Source organism: Devosia indica, from assembly GCF_003056405.1.
In the GTDB taxonomy this organism is placed as follows: Bacteria; Pseudomonadota; Alphaproteobacteria; order Rhizobiales; family Devosiaceae; genus Devosia; species Devosia indica.
The window spans coordinates 113679-127526 of the sequence record NZ_PYVZ01000006.1; the positions used below are offsets into that span (position 1 = coordinate 113679).

The window sequence follows — 13848 nt, forward strand, 5'->3', positions numbered from 1 at the left end:
TCAGACCGGCAACATCAAGGTCGAGCTGCGCGAAAGTTCGGCGCTGAGTGGCAGATCGGCGGATGACTGGCCAATGCGCAAGGTGAAGGTTCCGGCCTCGACCAGCCAGTGATGGGCCGTTTCCCGGTACCACGCAAACGCCCGGGCATCGAGGCTCAGGCGGACCATATGCGTTTCGCCGGCATTTAGATGCAGCTTGGCGAAGGCCTTGAGCTCCTTGGCGGGACGGGGCTCTGTCGACTTCTCGTCTGACACATAAAGCTGGACCACGGTCGAGCCGGAACGTGCGCCGGTGTTGGTAACGCTGACAGTAACCGATACGGCGCCATCCGCTTCAAACCTGCTGTCGTCCATGCTGAGATCGGACAGCTCGAAGTCCGTGTAGCCCAGGCCGAATCCAAAGGGATAGAGCGGGGTTATGCCCAAGCGGTCATAGTGCCGGTAGCCGACGAAAACACCTTCTTCGTAGCGCACCTTGCCGTCGAGGCCAGGATAGACTTCGCGATCCTGGCTGTGGGCCGGATTGTCCGCCCAGCGGACCGGGAATGTCTGTGGCAGGCGACCTCCCGGCTCTGCCACGCCGGTCAGCACATCGGCGATGGCATTGCCGGCTTCCTGACCGGGATACCAAGCCTGTAAAATAGCGGCCACCTTGCCGGCCCAGGGCATCTCGACCGGGCCGCCGGTTTGCAGCACAACGACCGTCCGAGGATTGGCGGCGGCAACGGCTTCCACCAGCTCGTTCTGACGTCCGGGCAGCACAATCCCTGGCAGATCGCTCCCCTCGGTATCCCACTCGCCATTGCGGCCGATGAACACGATGGCGGTTTCGGCATTGCGCGCCGCCTCGACCGCCTCAGCTATTGCCGTGTCGCCCAGTGGCAGCCCGATGCCGGCAGCAAAAGCAGCAAGCCCCAGGGTCGCAAAGTCCTTGGTGGTAAATTCAATGACGATGTCATGCGCACGCCCGGCTTCCAGGGTCAGCGTCCCGACAACCTCGTCGCATCCTTCCTCGAAGAATGTCCGGCCCTTGGTCCAATTGGTCGAAGCGTCGGCGATCAGCCTGCCGTCGACATAGACCTTGGCGAAACCGGCAGCGTAGATGCCGACGCGATGCTCGCCGGTCTCTGCGGGCGTATAGGTTCCCGAGACACGAGCAGAGAAGTGCAGCGGATCGACCTTGCCCTCGGCAACCTGGCCCACCCAAAAGGCCTGGGCATCCTCCATGGTGCCGATATGAACCGGGTCACCCGCCAGAGTCTGGTTGTCGAAGTACTCGACTTTCAAGGTTCCGCGTAGCACCGGTTCGAAGCGATGATTGGTGCAGCCCGTGGCGTAAGAGAGGCGGTCCGGGCCCAGGGCAGCGACCAGGCCATCCCAAGGCGAAATACGATAATGCGCGTTGAGCTGGGCGGAGCCACCACCCATGATCTGCGCAGTCTTGGCGTTGGGGCCAATTACCGCTACACGGCCCGATTTGGCCAATGGCAGCACGCCGTCATTCTTGAGCAACACCGCCGCTTCAGCGCCGGCGCGACGGATCAAGGCGCGATGCTCTGGACGGTCGTCAGCACGTTCTTCGAAGGGGCGATGATCGTCAAGCGAACCGACACGCTGCATCAGGCGCAGCATGGCGGCGACCCGCTTGTCGAGCGCTTCGATGCTTACCTCACTGGCAGTGACCGCCTCAACGAGCTTCTGGCCGCGATCGCGGGCGGGTCCAGGCATCTCCAGATCCAATCCGGCATTGACGGTCGCCGCGGTTGAGTGGGAGCCGAACCAGTCGGACATGACGATGCCGTCATAGCCCCATTCGTCGCGCAGGACGGTCGTGAGCAGCCAGTTATGCTCTGACGTATAGGTACCGTTGAGCCGGTTGTAAGAGCTCATGACGCCCCAGGTGCCGGCTTTCTTCACGGCCCACTCGAACGGGACCAGAAAAATCTCGCGCAAGGCGCGTTCACCGATCTCGCTGGACATGGTGGTCCGCTCGATCTCGCTTTCATTGCCCACGAAATGCTTGATGGTGGCGCCGATCCCCTGCCCCTGGAGGCCCGTGATATAGCCGACCGCCAGTTCAGCAGAAAGAAGCGGGTCTTCCGAATAGCATTCGAAATTGCGGCCATTGGTGACCGAGCGGTGGATATTGACGGTCGGGGCCAACAGCATATGGGCGTTCTTGGACTTGACCTCGTCAGCCAGGGCGGCGCCGATCTGTTCAGCCAGGGCGACATTCCAGGTGGCGCCGATGGCAATGCCCACCGGGAAACTTGCCGACTTGACTCCACCAATCAGCGAACCGCCGCCGCGCGCGCCATTCGGGCCATCGGTCACCCGAAGCTTGCCAATACCGAGCCGCTCGATGGCTGGAACCGACCAGAAATCCTCGCCTGAGAGCAGAGACACCTTTTCTTGCAGTGTCATCTGGGCCAGCATTTCTTCGATCCTGTCAGTCATTCACCTGATCTCCTCGATTCATTGGGAGCGAGGAAGACTATGCCGACCGAGAGCTGTCAATCGCTATGCATGCAGTAGTTCTACTCAGCGCGGCGTGATGGGCACCTTGCGCATGCGTCCCCATACGACGAATAGCGAAAGCGCCAGCAGGACAATATTGACTGGCAGAACGCCGTATTCGCCACGCATTGTATGCAGCCCAAAGGCCAGGACCTGAATTACCGAAAAGCCAACCGCCGCCAGAGGTGTCAGGCCGGGCAGGATGCGAATAGCAGCGGGCAGGATGATGCCGATAGCGCCCAGAATTTCCATGGTGCCAACAAATCTGGTGAGCAATTCGGGGTAGTCGCTGGCATAAGTGAGGCCTGAGGCAACCAAGGCGTCGATCGGCTGGCTAACTTTCATAAACCCGGCCATCACATACACGCCGGCCAGCAGGACCTGTCCAACCCAAAGCGCGATGTTCCAACCCGTCTTTGTATCTGACCCACTCATGGCGCATCTCCTCCCGATTGCCTTGCACCCTGGTATCGACTAGTAACCGTGTTTATATTAGTGACTGAGTTACGCAGACAAGGAGGCACATAGATGTCACTGACCGATACCTCGCAGCACTCCAATTGCTCGGCCATGTCGGATGTGCTCAACCGCATTGGCGACAAATGGAGCGTCATGGTCGTGGGCATGCTGGGCCGGAACGGGACCCTGCGCTTCAACGAGCTCAAGCGCCTGATCAACGGTGTTTCCCAGCGGATGCTGACGCTGACCCTGCGCAATCTGGAGCGCGACGGACTGGTTACGCGCACCATCTATCCTGAGGTCCCGCCACGGGTGGAATACAGTCTGACCGAGCTGGGCAAAACCTTGCAGGTGCCCATCAGCGCCTTGTGGGACTGGTCTGCGGAAAATCACGGCGCCATTGTCGAAGCTCGGGCGATCTATGATGCACGCGAAACGGCCGTAGCTGCAGACAGTTCACGCAAGATTGCCTACGCGCGCGGCTAACCTTCACGAATCGTTGTGGGCCATATGGCTGAACCGGTTCACGTCGTTTGACGGCCGGGCGAGCACCTCCCTGCGCGCCTCTGCCCGGCGGCTGGCCGGCAGGTTGAGTGCATTGACCAGCGAGCGATATTCCTGCCGTGCGCTCATATGGGACATGGACGGCACACCGCCGAGCAGCTCGTCATCCAGCGGATCGAACACCGTCATGCCGGTAGCGAACAGCGACCGGAAAATAACCCGCTCGGCTATGCCGTCGGCCACCCGGCAGCCGAGGCGCATGGCAATGCGCTCCAGCATGGTCTGTACCTGGCGCATATTTCTTGAAGAGAGCATCGAAATGCGGTTGCGAACCAGTACCCAATCGATATTGCGCCCATCAATGGCCAGGCGTTCGGACCGCGCGCGTTGCACCAGCCGTGCATAGTGGCTCAGTTCACGGGGCTCGCCAGTCACCGGGTCGACCTGGGCCATGACGCTGAGGTCGATCAGGCTGTCATTAACCGGCGTAATCAGGGTGTCGGCGAGGGAATGGGCCAGACGCGCCAGATTGGTATCGAAGCCTGGGGTGTCGATAACGATGAAATCGGCGGTGCCCTCGACCTCGCCAATGGCCTGACGAAACAGGTCAAATTCGATGCGATGGTTTTCGCGGGCCGAGTCACCGCGGGCCAGCGGCAAATGGTAGTGCGTGGTGTGCGGCAGGCTGAGCCCCTTGGCGCGTGCCCAATCGCGCCGATTGCGCACGTAATGGGTCAGAGTCTGCTGGCGGCTATCGACATCGATCGAAGCCACCTTGTGGCCCTGGTAGAGCAGGTAGACGGCCAGGTGGAAGGCTGTGGTCGATTTGCCCGAACCACCCTTCTCGTTGCCCACTACAATGACATGCGCGCCGTGCCGCACCATCGAATCCTCAAATCTGTTGCCGGAGTGTGTTGATTTGGGACGGATGACACAAGGGAAATCATGGTGGACACATTGATAAGGCCCCGCGCCAACCGTCCGGGAATGAACCATAGCGGCCCTGCAAACCAGCTATTGCGTCGATTCGATGAACTTTCCATGCGCCTGGCGCATGCGGGGCGTGTTCAATCCCTGCTAGCTGGGTCCGTCGTACACGTGCATCCTTTCCTTGCACCGCGATCAACGCAAAAGGGATTCGATCCATGTTTGTGCGAGCCGTCTGGCGCATAAGGCGCCTGGTCGACATCAAGCAAGCGTTGCGGGAAATGGACGTTCCGACAACGCGAGATGCCGATTTGCTGGGGATTTCCGGTCCAGATTTCTCCAAGATGACGCGGTCCCTGTTCGACCGCTGACATTTCGAGCGATACAGACCAGTTCCAAGCGGCCGCCGGCATGCCACCCGGCGGCCTTCTTCTTGCCCGCCGGATGAATGGCTACTGAACAGGCACTGCCTAAGCCTTGCGCAAAATGCATAGCTAGTTTGACCATTCTCTATCTCCTCACTGGAGAAAAGCGGGCCTATATCTGTGTTCGTCAACAACAGGAGACTTCCGATGGACATCCGCAAGACTTTCAAGAAATGGGCCGCCTACCAGCAGACCGTCCGTGAGCTTGCCGCTCTCGACAACCGCCAGCTCAACGACCTGGGCATTTCGCGCACCGATATCAGCCGCGTTGCTCGCAATCATGCCGACGCTCTGTAAGTTCGAAGGCTCAAACACACTAAACCGAACGCTCGCCTCTCTCTGAGATGCGAGCGTTTTCGTTTTTGGGGACGCAGTCCCGCTGACTAGCGAAAACGTCGATTGCTCCCAGGCGGCGGGCTTGGTATCTGGCTCGCCATGTCACATGAACCCATCCATATTATCGGCGGGGGCCTGGCCGGGTCCGAAGCCGCATGGCAGGCCGCAGAGGCCGGTGCCAAGGTCATTCTCCATGAGATGCGAGGCGTGCGGGAAACCGACGCGCACCAGACCGACGAACTGGCGGAACTTGTCTGTTCCAACTCTTTCCGCTCGGATGACCACGAGCAGAATGCCGTCGGGCTGCTGCACGAGGAGATGCGGCGCTGCAACTCGGTGATCATGCGCGCGGCCGACCAGCACAAATTGCCGGCAGGTGGTGCCCTTGCCGTCGACAGGCATGGCTTTTCGGGCGCTGTGACCGAGGCGATATCAAACCACCCCAATATCAGCATTGTGCGCGAGGAAATCACTGGCTGGCCGCCGGGCGATTGGCAGCACGTGATCATCGCGACGGGGCCTTTGACCTCTCCGGCGCTGGCCGAGGCAGTGCTCGAAAAGACGGGCGAGGATTCGCTGGCCTTTTTCGACGCGATCGCGCCGATCGTGCACTATGACAGCATCGACCACGACATCGCCTGGAAGCAATCGCGGTATGACAAGGTCGGGCCGGGCGGCACGGGAGCGGACTATCTGAACCTGCCAATGGACCAGGATCAGTATTTCGCGTTTGTCGAGGCGCTGAAGAGCGCGCCGCTGCATGAATTCAAGGAATGGGAGAAGGTCCCCTATTTCGATGGCTGCCTGCCGATCGAAGTGATGGCGGAGCGCGGAGTGGAGACCTTGCGCCATGGCCCGATGAAGCCGGTGGGGCTGACCAATCCGCGCAATCCGACGGTCAAACCCTACGCCATTGTGCAGCTCCGGCAGGACAATGCGCTGGGTACGCTGTGGAACATGGTCGGGTTCCAGACCAAGATGCGCTATGGCATTCAGGCCGAGATCTTCCGCATGATCCCGGGGCTGGAGAAGGCGCAGTTTGCGCGGCTTGGCGGGTTGCACCGGAACACCTTCATCAATTCGCCCAAGGTTTTGGCGCCGGATCTGAAGCTCAAAGTTGATCCACGGATCCGCTTTGCCGGACAGGTGACGGGTGTCGAGGGCTATGTGGAAAGCGCTGCAGTCGGCTTGATCACGGGTCGGATGACGGCTGCCGAAGCGCTGGGCGGATCGCTGTCGATTCCACCGGCAACAACGGCGCTAGGCGCCCTGATCGGTCACATCACGGGCGGGCATATCGAGGCGGAGAGCTATAGCGGCGCTCGCAGCTTCCAACCGATGAATGTCAATTTCGGCCTGTTTCCGGAGGTAACAGTCAGCAAGCCAGAAGGGGTCAAGCGCTGGCGCGGTCCGGAACGGACCATCGCCAAGCGCCGGGCGATCACCAGCCGGGCGCTGGACGATCTCAAGGCCTGGGCATGACACAGTCGGCGTTGGCCGCGTATCTGCACAGCCATATGCCGCTTTCGCGGGCGATGGCAGTGTCGGTGGTCTCGGCCAATGCCATGGAAGTGGTGCTAGAGGCACCACTGGCTCCAAACCTGAATATGCATGGCACCATGTTTGGCGGCAGCATTGCCAACCTTGCGCTGTTGGCGGCGTGGTCGGTCATGCATCTTCGCCTTGAGGCGGATCAGTTCGCCGGCCAACTCGTGGTCAGCCGCTCTGAAACAGACTATCTCAGGCCCGTTTCCGGCCCGGCGCGTGCCCTTGCACGGCTCGACGGACTGGATTGGGATGGCTTTTCCCGCCAATTGAACCGGCATGGCAAAGCGCGACTGACGGTCACAGCCGAGGTCCTGTCCGATGACCAGATCGCGGCACGGCTGGTTGGGACGTTTGCCGCAATTGCCGGTGGTGAAGCGCAGATCTGAAGCGCCGCAGGCGCTACCGGTTTTTCAGCGTCCACCAGGTCAGGCGCGCGATCTTGCGCCAGTCGGCATCATCCTGCGGGGCCGCGTAGAGGCTGGTACTTTGCTTTTGCCAAAGATCGAGTTGCGCCTCAAGGACCGGCAGAATGGCAAAGGCAGGGCGCAGCGGGGACGGCAATTGGGTCATCGCCTCCCGCGCCTTGTCCAGATGGCCGCGGGCCAGCTCGGCGATCTGACTCAGGGCCGCGTGCAGCCCTTCGCTCTCCTGGCCAGCGAATACTTCTTCCTCTCGCACACCGTTGGCCTCCAGGATCGACCAAGGCAGCATGATGCGGCCCTGCGCCGAGACAAAGCCAAAGGCCCGAAGATGACCGATCATGGCCTGGCCGACCCCCAGATGACCGGCAGCATCACCCGGCTCGACCGGCTCGCCCTCGTTGAGAATCATGGCGGCGAGCTGGAACAGCGTCGAGGCGGTCTCTCCGGCGTAGCCTTCAAAAGTATCCAGATCCGGCATGGGATCGTCATAGAGATCGAAGCGGCGCGCCGCGATCAGGCGCAGCAAGGTGCCTGTCGGCAATTGGTAGCGCTCAAGCGTTTCAAGAAGGGCATCTGCCAGGGGGTTCTGATGTACCGCACCGTGCCCCTGCCCCGTTATGGCGTCGCTCCACCATTGCAGCCGGATTTCGCCCGGCTGCGGACCGGAAACGCGGTCCCTTACGGTGGCAATATCGGTATTGAACGCGTAGAGCGCGGTGATGGCCGGACGCGCCGCGGCAGGCAAAACGAGCGTTGCAAGATAGCGGTCGCGATCTCCCTGGCGCAGGGCTTGCGCGGCAAAATCGAAGCTCTCGTCCGCCATCAGCGGGCCTTTTCCACGGCAATAAGCGCCGCGCCGACTGCGCGTTCCTCGGCCAGCAGGACATTGTAAGTCCGCACGGCGCCGCCGGTCTGAGTTGCCTCGATGATGATCCTGTGATCGCGGAGCGCCTGACGAATTGCCGGATCGATGGCCACAATATCCGTCCCCAGGCCGATCAGGAGCACATCGAGATTTGACGCCTGAGCCAGAACGGGGCCCAGGCTCTCAAGCGTCAGTGCATCAGCCGTCGTCACGTTCCAGCTTTGCATACCCTCGGGCAGACAAAGCAGGGAGCCCTTGTGAGACATTTCGGCAAAACGGAAGCCGCCATTGCCATAGGCATCAATGCCCACCTGCTGCGGGAAGTGCCCCGCAACAGGGAACAACTGATCAGACCGCTGCGCCATCAGCGGTTTTTTCCTTGTCATCGGCACTCTGTTCTGGACGTTCCTTAAGGCCAAGATTGACCAGGATCGGGGCGGCAATGAAGATCGAGGAATAGGTGCCTATCAATACACCGAAGATCATGGAGAGCACAAAGCTCTGAATGACCTCACCGCCGAACACAGCAAGGGCCATGAGTGCGAGAAGGGTCGTCGGACCCGTCAGCACAGTCCGCGACAGCGTCGAGTTGATGGCGCGGTTAAGCAGATCGACAAGTGGTATCTTGCGATACTTGCGCTGGAATTCTCGCACGCGATCATAAACGACAACCGTGTCGTTGAGCGAGTAGCCCACGATGGTGAGGATGGCCGCAATACTGGACTGGTTGAACTCGATACCCGTGAGCGAGAAAAAGCCCAGCGTCAGGATAACGTCGTGCAGCGTCGAGACAACGGCACCGACGGCGAACTGCCATTCGAAGCGGAACCAGAGATAGACCAGTATACCCAGCACAGCCACCGAGAGGCCAATGGTACTCGAAAGGGCCAGTTCGCTCGAGACGGTGCCACTCACCGCCTCGGTGCGGCGCAATTCATAGTCCTGATCGGCCAGAATTGTCGTCACAGCGTCAACAGCGGCCTGTTGCGCCTCTGGTCCGCCCTCCTGCAGCTCGATGCGGATCAGAACGTCTTCCGGCGTCCCGAAACCCTGCACCTGCACATCGCCCAATTCGAGAGAACCAAGCAGTTCGCGGATTTCGCCGACATCGGCAGGGCCACCCTGATGCTGCACTTCAATAGATGTGCCGCCCTTGAAGTCGATGCCCAAGTTCATGCCGTGAAATACGAAGAGGCCGGCTGACGCCAAGGTGAGCACCATCGAGCCGATGATGGCGATTCGCCGCCAATCCATGAACGGCACCTTGGTATCGTCCGGCACAATGCGCAGCAGCTGTATCTTGAGCTTCTTGGGCCGACGCCAAACGTACCAGCGCCCGACGATCAGCATGGTGATGAAATAGGCGGTAAAGAGCGTGGTGAGGATACCAATGGCCAAAGTCACGGCAAATCCCTGCACCGGACCTGAGCCAAGAAAGAACAGGACAACCGCAGCAATGAAGGTGGTGACGTTTGAGTCCAGGATGGCGCTCATGGCGTTCTGGAAACCGGCCTGAATAGACTGGATCGGCCCCCTGCCCGCCGCTTGCTCCTCGCGCATGCGCTCAAAAATCAGCACGTTGGCGTCCACGGCCATACCCATGGTCAGCACGATACCGGCGATGCCTGGCAGCGTCAGTGTTGCTCCAAGCGCTGACAGTGCACCGATGACAAGGCCGATATTGAGCACCAGGGCAACATTGGCGAATGCACCGAACGTGCCATAGGCAATCAGCATGAAGACGATGGTCGAGACACCGCCGATGATGCCGGCGGTGACGCCGCCACGAACGGAGTCGGCACCGAGGCTGGGGCCTACTGAACGTTCCTCAACCACATCGAGACTGGCCGGCAAGGCGCCAGCGCGCAACAGCACCGCGAGGTCGTTGGCCGACGCCGTGGTGAAGCTGCCACTAATCTGCCCGGTGCCGCCGGTGATTGGCTGCTGGATGACGGGCGCCGTGATGACCTGATTGTCGAGCACAATAGCAAAGCGCTGACCGACATTGGCCGACGTGATCTCACCGAATACAATGGCGCCACGGGTATCGAAGCGGAAGGTGACGACCGGAATACCGCGCTGTTGGTCGAAGCTGGGCTGCGCGTCGGACAGGGACTCTCCGCCCAGTGCGATATCCTCATACAAGAGCTCGCGGCCGCCATCCTGGCTGGGCAGGATCATGGTCCCTGCAGGCAAGCCCTGGGCTTCTGCCTGGTCGGCGGTCATACCTGGATAGACCATGTGGAAGGTCAGGCGGGCAGTCTGCGAAATGATGTTCTTGAGGCGTTCACTGTCGCCGAAGCCGGGCACCTGTACCAATAGACGCGTGTCACCTTGCCGCTGAATGGTCGGTTCGGTCGTCCCCAGTTCGTCAATACGGCTGCGGATCACCTCGACGGACTGGGCAACCAGCGCGCTCATACGCTGATTGATCCCATCGGCCGTCAGCGCAATAGTCAATTTGCCATCGGACGTTTCACCAAAGGACAGTTCCTCGGTGCCCACACCTGCAAGCAACGCGTTGGTCAAGGTGTTCTGCAGGCCTTGAATCGCGGTCCGAGCGGCTTCGGTCTGGGTGGGGTCAGTCAGTTCGATGGTGATGGAAGTGTTGGCGACATCGGTAGTGATGATGTTGCCGATGCCATTTTCGTTCGCCAGAACGTTGCGCGCATCACGCCGAAGATCGGAGAGGCGTTCGCTGACAATACCGTCACGGTCAACCTCCAAAAGCAGATGCGATCCGCCCTGCAGATCGAGACCAAGGACCATGGCCTGCTTGGGGAGCCAATCGGGCAGCGCGTCGACGACGTCCTTGGACAAGAAATTCGGCGCCGCAAAAAGCAGGCCAATAATCGCGACAAAGAGGATGACCGCTGTACGAATGGGCGAAGATTGCATCTAGAATAGTCCTGAAAACACGACCGGAGCCCTTAGGCTCCGGCGCTAGGCATTTTAGTTAGGCGGGCTTGTTGTCGTTGACCGGCTCGGACTTGGAGCGCACATCCGCCACCATGCCGCGCACAACCTTGACCTTGACGCCCTGCGCCACCTCGACTTCGAGGTCTTCGCCGTCGACAGCCTTGGTGACCTTGCCAACAATGCCGCCAGTGGTCACGACGGTGTCGCCGCGGCGGATGGCCGAGAGCATGGCCTGCTGCGCCTTCAGGCGCTTCTGCTGCGGGCGGAAAATCAGAAGCCAGAAGATCAGCACCAGAAGGGCGATCGGCATAAGCTGGATGAAGATGTCAGCCATGCCACCAGGGGCCCCAACCGCGTCCTGAGCATAGGCGGGCGTTACAAACATCAAGCGAACTCCTTATTGATTCTTTTTTCGTGCGTTGGAGGAAGGGGCGGCCCGGTCCTGTGTCAACAGGCGGTGGACGCTATCGGGCTTGCCTGCACTTGCGCCCCGGCCAAAATCGCGCGGACTATACATTTGGGGTTGGCGTATTGCAAAGCCAATAAGGACGCGCAGATTGCCGCGTCAAAGCTGAAGGACGACAGGGTGAAGACCAAGGACTATCTGAGCCGGATTGCGGACGCGCTTGAGACCATTGCGACCGCCATGTCTCAGGACGAAAGCGCCAGGCGTTTCGAACTGGGCGACGCTGATGCCTATCATTGGCAGCGGGAAAGTGGCCAGTTGATGGCCGTTTCCAAGGTTAGCCGGGTTCCCTTGTCGATGCTTCGGGGCATCGATCAGGTCCGTGACATCCTGCTGGCCAATACCGAGCAGTTCGCCCGCGGCCATGGCGCCAACAATGCGCTGCTCTGGGGTGCGCGGGGCATGGGCAAGTCATCGCTCGTCAAGGCAATCCATGCCGATATCGGCGCCCGCGAAGGGTTTGAGCGGCTCGTGCTGGTAGAAATTGCCCGGGAGGACCTAGAGTCCCTGCCCCAATTGATGCGCGCGATCGCCGCCCAGCCGGCGCGGTTTATCGTCTTTTGCGATGATCTGAGCTTCGACAGCGGGGAAACCAGCTACAAATCCCTGAAGACGATCCTGGATGGCGGCCTGGAAGGCCGGCCCGCCAATGTGCTGTTCTATGCCACCTCGAACCGCCGTCACCTGATGCCGCGCGACATGATCGAAAATGAACGCTCGACTGCGATCAATCCAAGCGAGGCCGTGGAAGAGAAGGTTTCGCTGTCTGACCGATTCGGGTTGTGGCTGGGCTTTCACAATTCCGATCAGGAGAACTATCTCGCCATGGTCACAGGCTATGCCGACTATTATGGCCTCTCGATTGATCCGGAGAGGCTGCGGGCACGGGCCATAGAATGGGCGGCCACGCGCGGTTCCCGCTCTGGCCGGGTCGCCATTCAGCTCGTCCGATCACTGGCGGGCGAAGAAGGCAAGGCCGTTTGAGATCTTGCGCGGCAGCACAGCAAAAAAGGCCGGAGCACCACTTCCGGCCTTTTCCAATCTGGAGGTCTGGGTTCGCCTCAGCTTGCCAGCAGGGGCACTGGATCAACCGGGGTAGCGCCTTTGCGCAGCTCAAAGTGGAGCTGTGGCCTGGACACCGAGCCGGTCTGACCCACAGCGCCGATCGTGTCGCCGCGATTGACCACGGCGCCCTTTGCGACGCTCATCGAGGCCAGGTGAGCATAGGCCGAGACATAGCCATTGGGGTGACGGATCAGCACGAGGTTGCCATAACCTTCGACGCCAGAACCGACATAGATGACGGTACCGTTTTCAGCGGCCTTAACCGAAGACCCCTCGGGCACATCGATATTGATGCCGGTGCCGCGCGAGGCGGCGAAGTCGGTGATGACACGGCCGGACACGGGCCAGCGGAACTTTTCGCCGGAGGCTGTAGGTTCAGCGGCCGGAGCGGGCGTGGTCGGCACCGAGGCGACCTGGGTTACTTCGGCACCAGCGGGCGCAACCTCCGGCGCAGGCGCCGGGGACTTCGCGGTAGTCGCCTGCTGCAGGACATTGCCGCCGGACAGATTGGACGGGCGCGAGGCCGGCATGACCGGAGCGGTCGTCTCCTGGCTGGCGCTGGCCACCTCGACCCGCTGCGCATTCACCAGATCGGAGCGACCGGGAATGATGATCTTCTGGCCAACAATGATCTTGTCAGGCGAGCTCAGGCCATTGGCGTGCACGATGGCCTGAGTGGTCACATCATATTTGCGCGCGATGGTGTAGAGCGACTCGCCGCCCGCAATGGTGTGCGTATAGGCGTTGGCGTTGGCGGCAGCCTGTACCGGCACGCTGGAATTGACCGGCAATGCGGCGCTGGAAGGATTGGTGCCCATAGCGACGGCGGCTGGAGCGGCCGGCAGCGGGGCAAGATTTTGCTGAGCAGGCATGGCTTGCGTGTTTCCCATAGATGACGACGAACTCAATGCAGGCAGGGCCTGGGTCTGCACCGTGGAGCCAGATGCTCCGATCGGCGAGGTGGCACCGGAGGGCTGCATGAAGCCGCCATTGACCGGCGCCGGGGGCAGCGTATTGCCGCCGTTCCAGGCTGCGCCGACATTTGCCGGCGGCAGAAATTCCATGCTGGCAACCTGCACCGGCTGGGGTGCACCTATGGTCGGGGGCATGGGCTGATTGAGGGTTGCGGGGGCCGACTGCGCGACCGAGCCCGTGACGGTGTTGTCGCTAAAACTGCGACTCCCGAGGCTCGAACAGCCGGACAATCCAACGGCGGCGATCATTACACCGGCAACGGCGACCGCACTTCTATGGGTCCGCGGAAAAACGCGAATACTCATCGGCTTACTCGTACGCAGGTACTCAACAACTGAGCTTGACGCTACGCCGGTAAGGTAAAGACGAGTTTAAGGTCGATGCGATTTGAGCGAAATCGTATCAGGGTGATTCAGGGGT

Annotated in this window: 14 protein-coding genes; 6 read left to right on the forward strand and 8 right to left on the reverse strand. The window is 60.8% G+C overall.

Annotation, left to right across the window (positions count from 1 at the left end):
* Both DDE76_RS07955 and DDE76_RS07960 read right to left on the reverse strand, forming a co-directional pair.
* Window positions 1–2457: a beta-glucosidase gene (locus tag DDE76_RS07955; RefSeq protein ID WP_104894470.1), complete on the reverse strand. Its 2457-nt coding sequence runs from the start codon at window positions 2455–2457 to the stop codon at window positions 1–3.
* 84 nt (window positions 2458–2541) lie between these two features.
* Window positions 2542–2952, reverse strand: coding sequence for a DoxX family protein (locus DDE76_RS07960; protein WP_104894471.1), 411 nt, complete (start codon window positions 2950–2952; stop codon window positions 2542–2544).
* A gap of 93 nt (window positions 2953–3045) precedes the next feature.
* Here DDE76_RS07960 and DDE76_RS07965 point away from each other — a divergent pair, with 93 nt between their 5' ends.
* Entirely contained in the window at window positions 3046–3462 is a 417-nt protein-coding gene (locus DDE76_RS07965; protein WP_104894472.1) for a winged helix-turn-helix transcriptional regulator, read from the forward strand.
* Window positions 3463–3465: 3 nt separating this feature from the next.
* Here DDE76_RS07965 and DDE76_RS07970 read toward each other — a convergent pair whose 3' ends face one another.
* On the reverse strand, window positions 3466–4365 hold the full coding sequence (locus DDE76_RS07970; protein WP_104894473.1) for a division plane positioning ATPase MipZ: 900 nt from the start codon (window positions 4363–4365) through the stop codon (window positions 3466–3468).
* A gap of 260 nt (window positions 4366–4625) precedes the next feature.
* On the opposite strand from DDE76_RS07970, the gene DDE76_RS19520 reads away from it, so the two are divergent.
* From DDE76_RS19520 to DDE76_RS07985, 4 genes are all read left to right on the forward strand, one after another.
* Window positions 4626–4778: a hypothetical protein gene (locus DDE76_RS19520; RefSeq protein ID WP_157955710.1), complete on the forward strand. Its 153-nt coding sequence runs from the start codon at window positions 4626–4628 to the stop codon at window positions 4776–4778.
* A gap of 201 nt (window positions 4779–4979) precedes the next feature.
* Window positions 4980–5129 carry a DUF1127 domain-containing protein gene (locus DDE76_RS07975; protein WP_104894474.1) on the forward strand — a complete coding sequence of 50 codons (150 nt, stop codon included), beginning with the start codon at window positions 4980–4982 and terminating at the stop codon, window positions 5127–5129.
* 138 nt (window positions 5130–5267) lie between these two features.
* On the forward strand, window positions 5268–6650 hold the full coding sequence (gene trmFO / locus DDE76_RS07980; RefSeq protein WP_104894475.1) for a methylenetetrahydrofolate--tRNA-(uracil(54)-C(5))-methyltransferase (FADH(2)-oxidizing) TrmFO: 1383 nt from the start codon (window positions 5268–5270) through the stop codon (window positions 6648–6650).
* The gene (locus DDE76_RS07985) at window positions 6647–7102 is read left to right on the forward strand and encodes a YiiD C-terminal domain-containing protein (RefSeq protein ID WP_104894476.1); all 456 of its coding nucleotides are present in this window, start codon (window positions 6647–6649) and stop codon (window positions 7100–7102) included. The genes trmFO and DDE76_RS07985 overlap by 4 nt, the downstream gene beginning before the upstream one ends.
* Before the next feature lie 13 nt (window positions 7103–7115).
* Here DDE76_RS07985 and DDE76_RS07990 read toward each other — a convergent pair whose 3' ends face one another.
* The 4 genes from DDE76_RS07990 to yajC are packed head-to-tail and all read right to left on the reverse strand — an operon-like array spanning window position 7116 to window position 11307.
* Window positions 7116–7961, reverse strand: coding sequence for a phytoene/squalene synthase family protein (locus DDE76_RS07990; RefSeq protein ID WP_104894477.1), 846 nt, complete (start codon window positions 7959–7961; stop codon window positions 7116–7118).
* Window positions 7961–8368, reverse strand: a complete 408-nt coding sequence (locus DDE76_RS07995) for an Mth938-like domain-containing protein (RefSeq protein WP_104894478.1) — start codon at window positions 8366–8368, stop codon at window positions 7961–7963. Before DDE76_RS07995 ends, DDE76_RS07990 begins: the two co-directional genes overlap by 1 nt.
* Window positions 8352–10901: a protein translocase subunit SecD gene (gene secD / locus DDE76_RS08000; protein ID WP_104894479.1), complete on the reverse strand. Its 2550-nt coding sequence runs from the start codon at window positions 10899–10901 to the stop codon at window positions 8352–8354. The genes DDE76_RS07995 and secD overlap by 17 nt, the downstream gene beginning before the upstream one ends.
* Window positions 10902–10959: 58 nt before the next feature.
* Window positions 10960–11307, reverse strand: a complete 348-nt coding sequence (yajC, locus tag DDE76_RS08005; RefSeq protein WP_104894480.1) for a preprotein translocase subunit YajC — start codon at window positions 11305–11307, stop codon at window positions 10960–10962.
* A gap of 261 nt (window positions 11308–11568) precedes the next feature.
* Here yajC and DDE76_RS08010 point away from each other — a divergent pair, with 261 nt between their 5' ends.
* Window positions 11569–12372, forward strand: a complete 804-nt coding sequence (locus DDE76_RS08010; RefSeq protein WP_104895051.1) for an ATP-binding protein — start codon at window positions 11569–11571, stop codon at window positions 12370–12372.
* A 77-nt stretch (window positions 12373–12449) separates the two neighbouring features.
* On the opposite strand, the gene DDE76_RS08015 is transcribed toward DDE76_RS08010, so the two are convergent.
* Window positions 12450–13733, reverse strand: a complete 1284-nt coding sequence (locus DDE76_RS08015) for a M23 family metallopeptidase (RefSeq protein WP_104894481.1) — start codon at window positions 13731–13733, stop codon at window positions 12450–12452.
* Between the last annotated feature and the right edge of the window lie 115 nt (window positions 13734–13848).

Coding starts and splice junctions, on each gene's coding strand:
- DDE76_RS07955 (WP_104894470.1), bottom strand. CDS start 2,457: ATGACTGACAGGATCGAAGAAATGCTGGCCCAGATGACACTGCAAGAA.
- DDE76_RS07960 (WP_104894471.1), bottom strand. CDS start 2,952: ATGAGTGGGTCAGATACAAAGACGGGTTGGAACATCGCGCTTTGGGTT.
- DDE76_RS07965 (WP_104894472.1), top strand. CDS start 3,046: ATGTCACTGACCGATACCTCGCAGCACTCCAATTGCTCGGCCATGTCG.
- DDE76_RS07970 (WP_104894473.1), bottom strand. CDS start 4,365: ATGGTGCGGCACGGCGCGCATGTCATTGTAGTGGGCAACGAGAAGGGT.
- DDE76_RS19520 (WP_157955710.1), top strand. CDS start 4,626: ATGTTTGTGCGAGCCGTCTGGCGCATAAGGCGCCTGGTCGACATCAAG.
- DDE76_RS07975 (WP_104894474.1), top strand. CDS start 4,980: ATGGACATCCGCAAGACTTTCAAGAAATGGGCCGCCTACCAGCAGACC.
- trmFO (WP_104894475.1), top strand. CDS start 5,268: ATGTCACATGAACCCATCCATATTATCGGCGGGGGCCTGGCCGGGTCC.
- DDE76_RS07985 (WP_104894476.1), top strand. CDS start 6,647: ATGACACAGTCGGCGTTGGCCGCGTATCTGCACAGCCATATGCCGCTT.
- DDE76_RS07990 (WP_104894477.1), bottom strand. CDS start 7,961: ATGGCGGACGAGAGCTTCGATTTTGCCGCGCAAGCCCTGCGCCAGGGA.
- DDE76_RS07995 (WP_104894478.1), bottom strand. CDS start 8,368: ATGGCGCAGCGGTCTGATCAGTTGTTCCCTGTTGCGGGGCACTTCCCG.
- secD (WP_104894479.1), bottom strand. CDS start 10,901: ATGCAATCTTCGCCCATTCGTACAGCGGTCATCCTCTTTGTCGCGATT.
- yajC (WP_104894480.1), bottom strand. CDS start 11,307: ATGTTTGTAACGCCCGCCTATGCTCAGGACGCGGTTGGGGCCCCTGGT.
- DDE76_RS08010 (WP_104895051.1), top strand. CDS start 11,569: ATGTCTCAGGACGAAAGCGCCAGGCGTTTCGAACTGGGCGACGCTGAT.
- DDE76_RS08015 (WP_104894481.1), bottom strand. CDS start 13,733: ATGAGTATTCGCGTTTTTCCGCGGACCCATAGAAGTGCGGTCGCCGTT.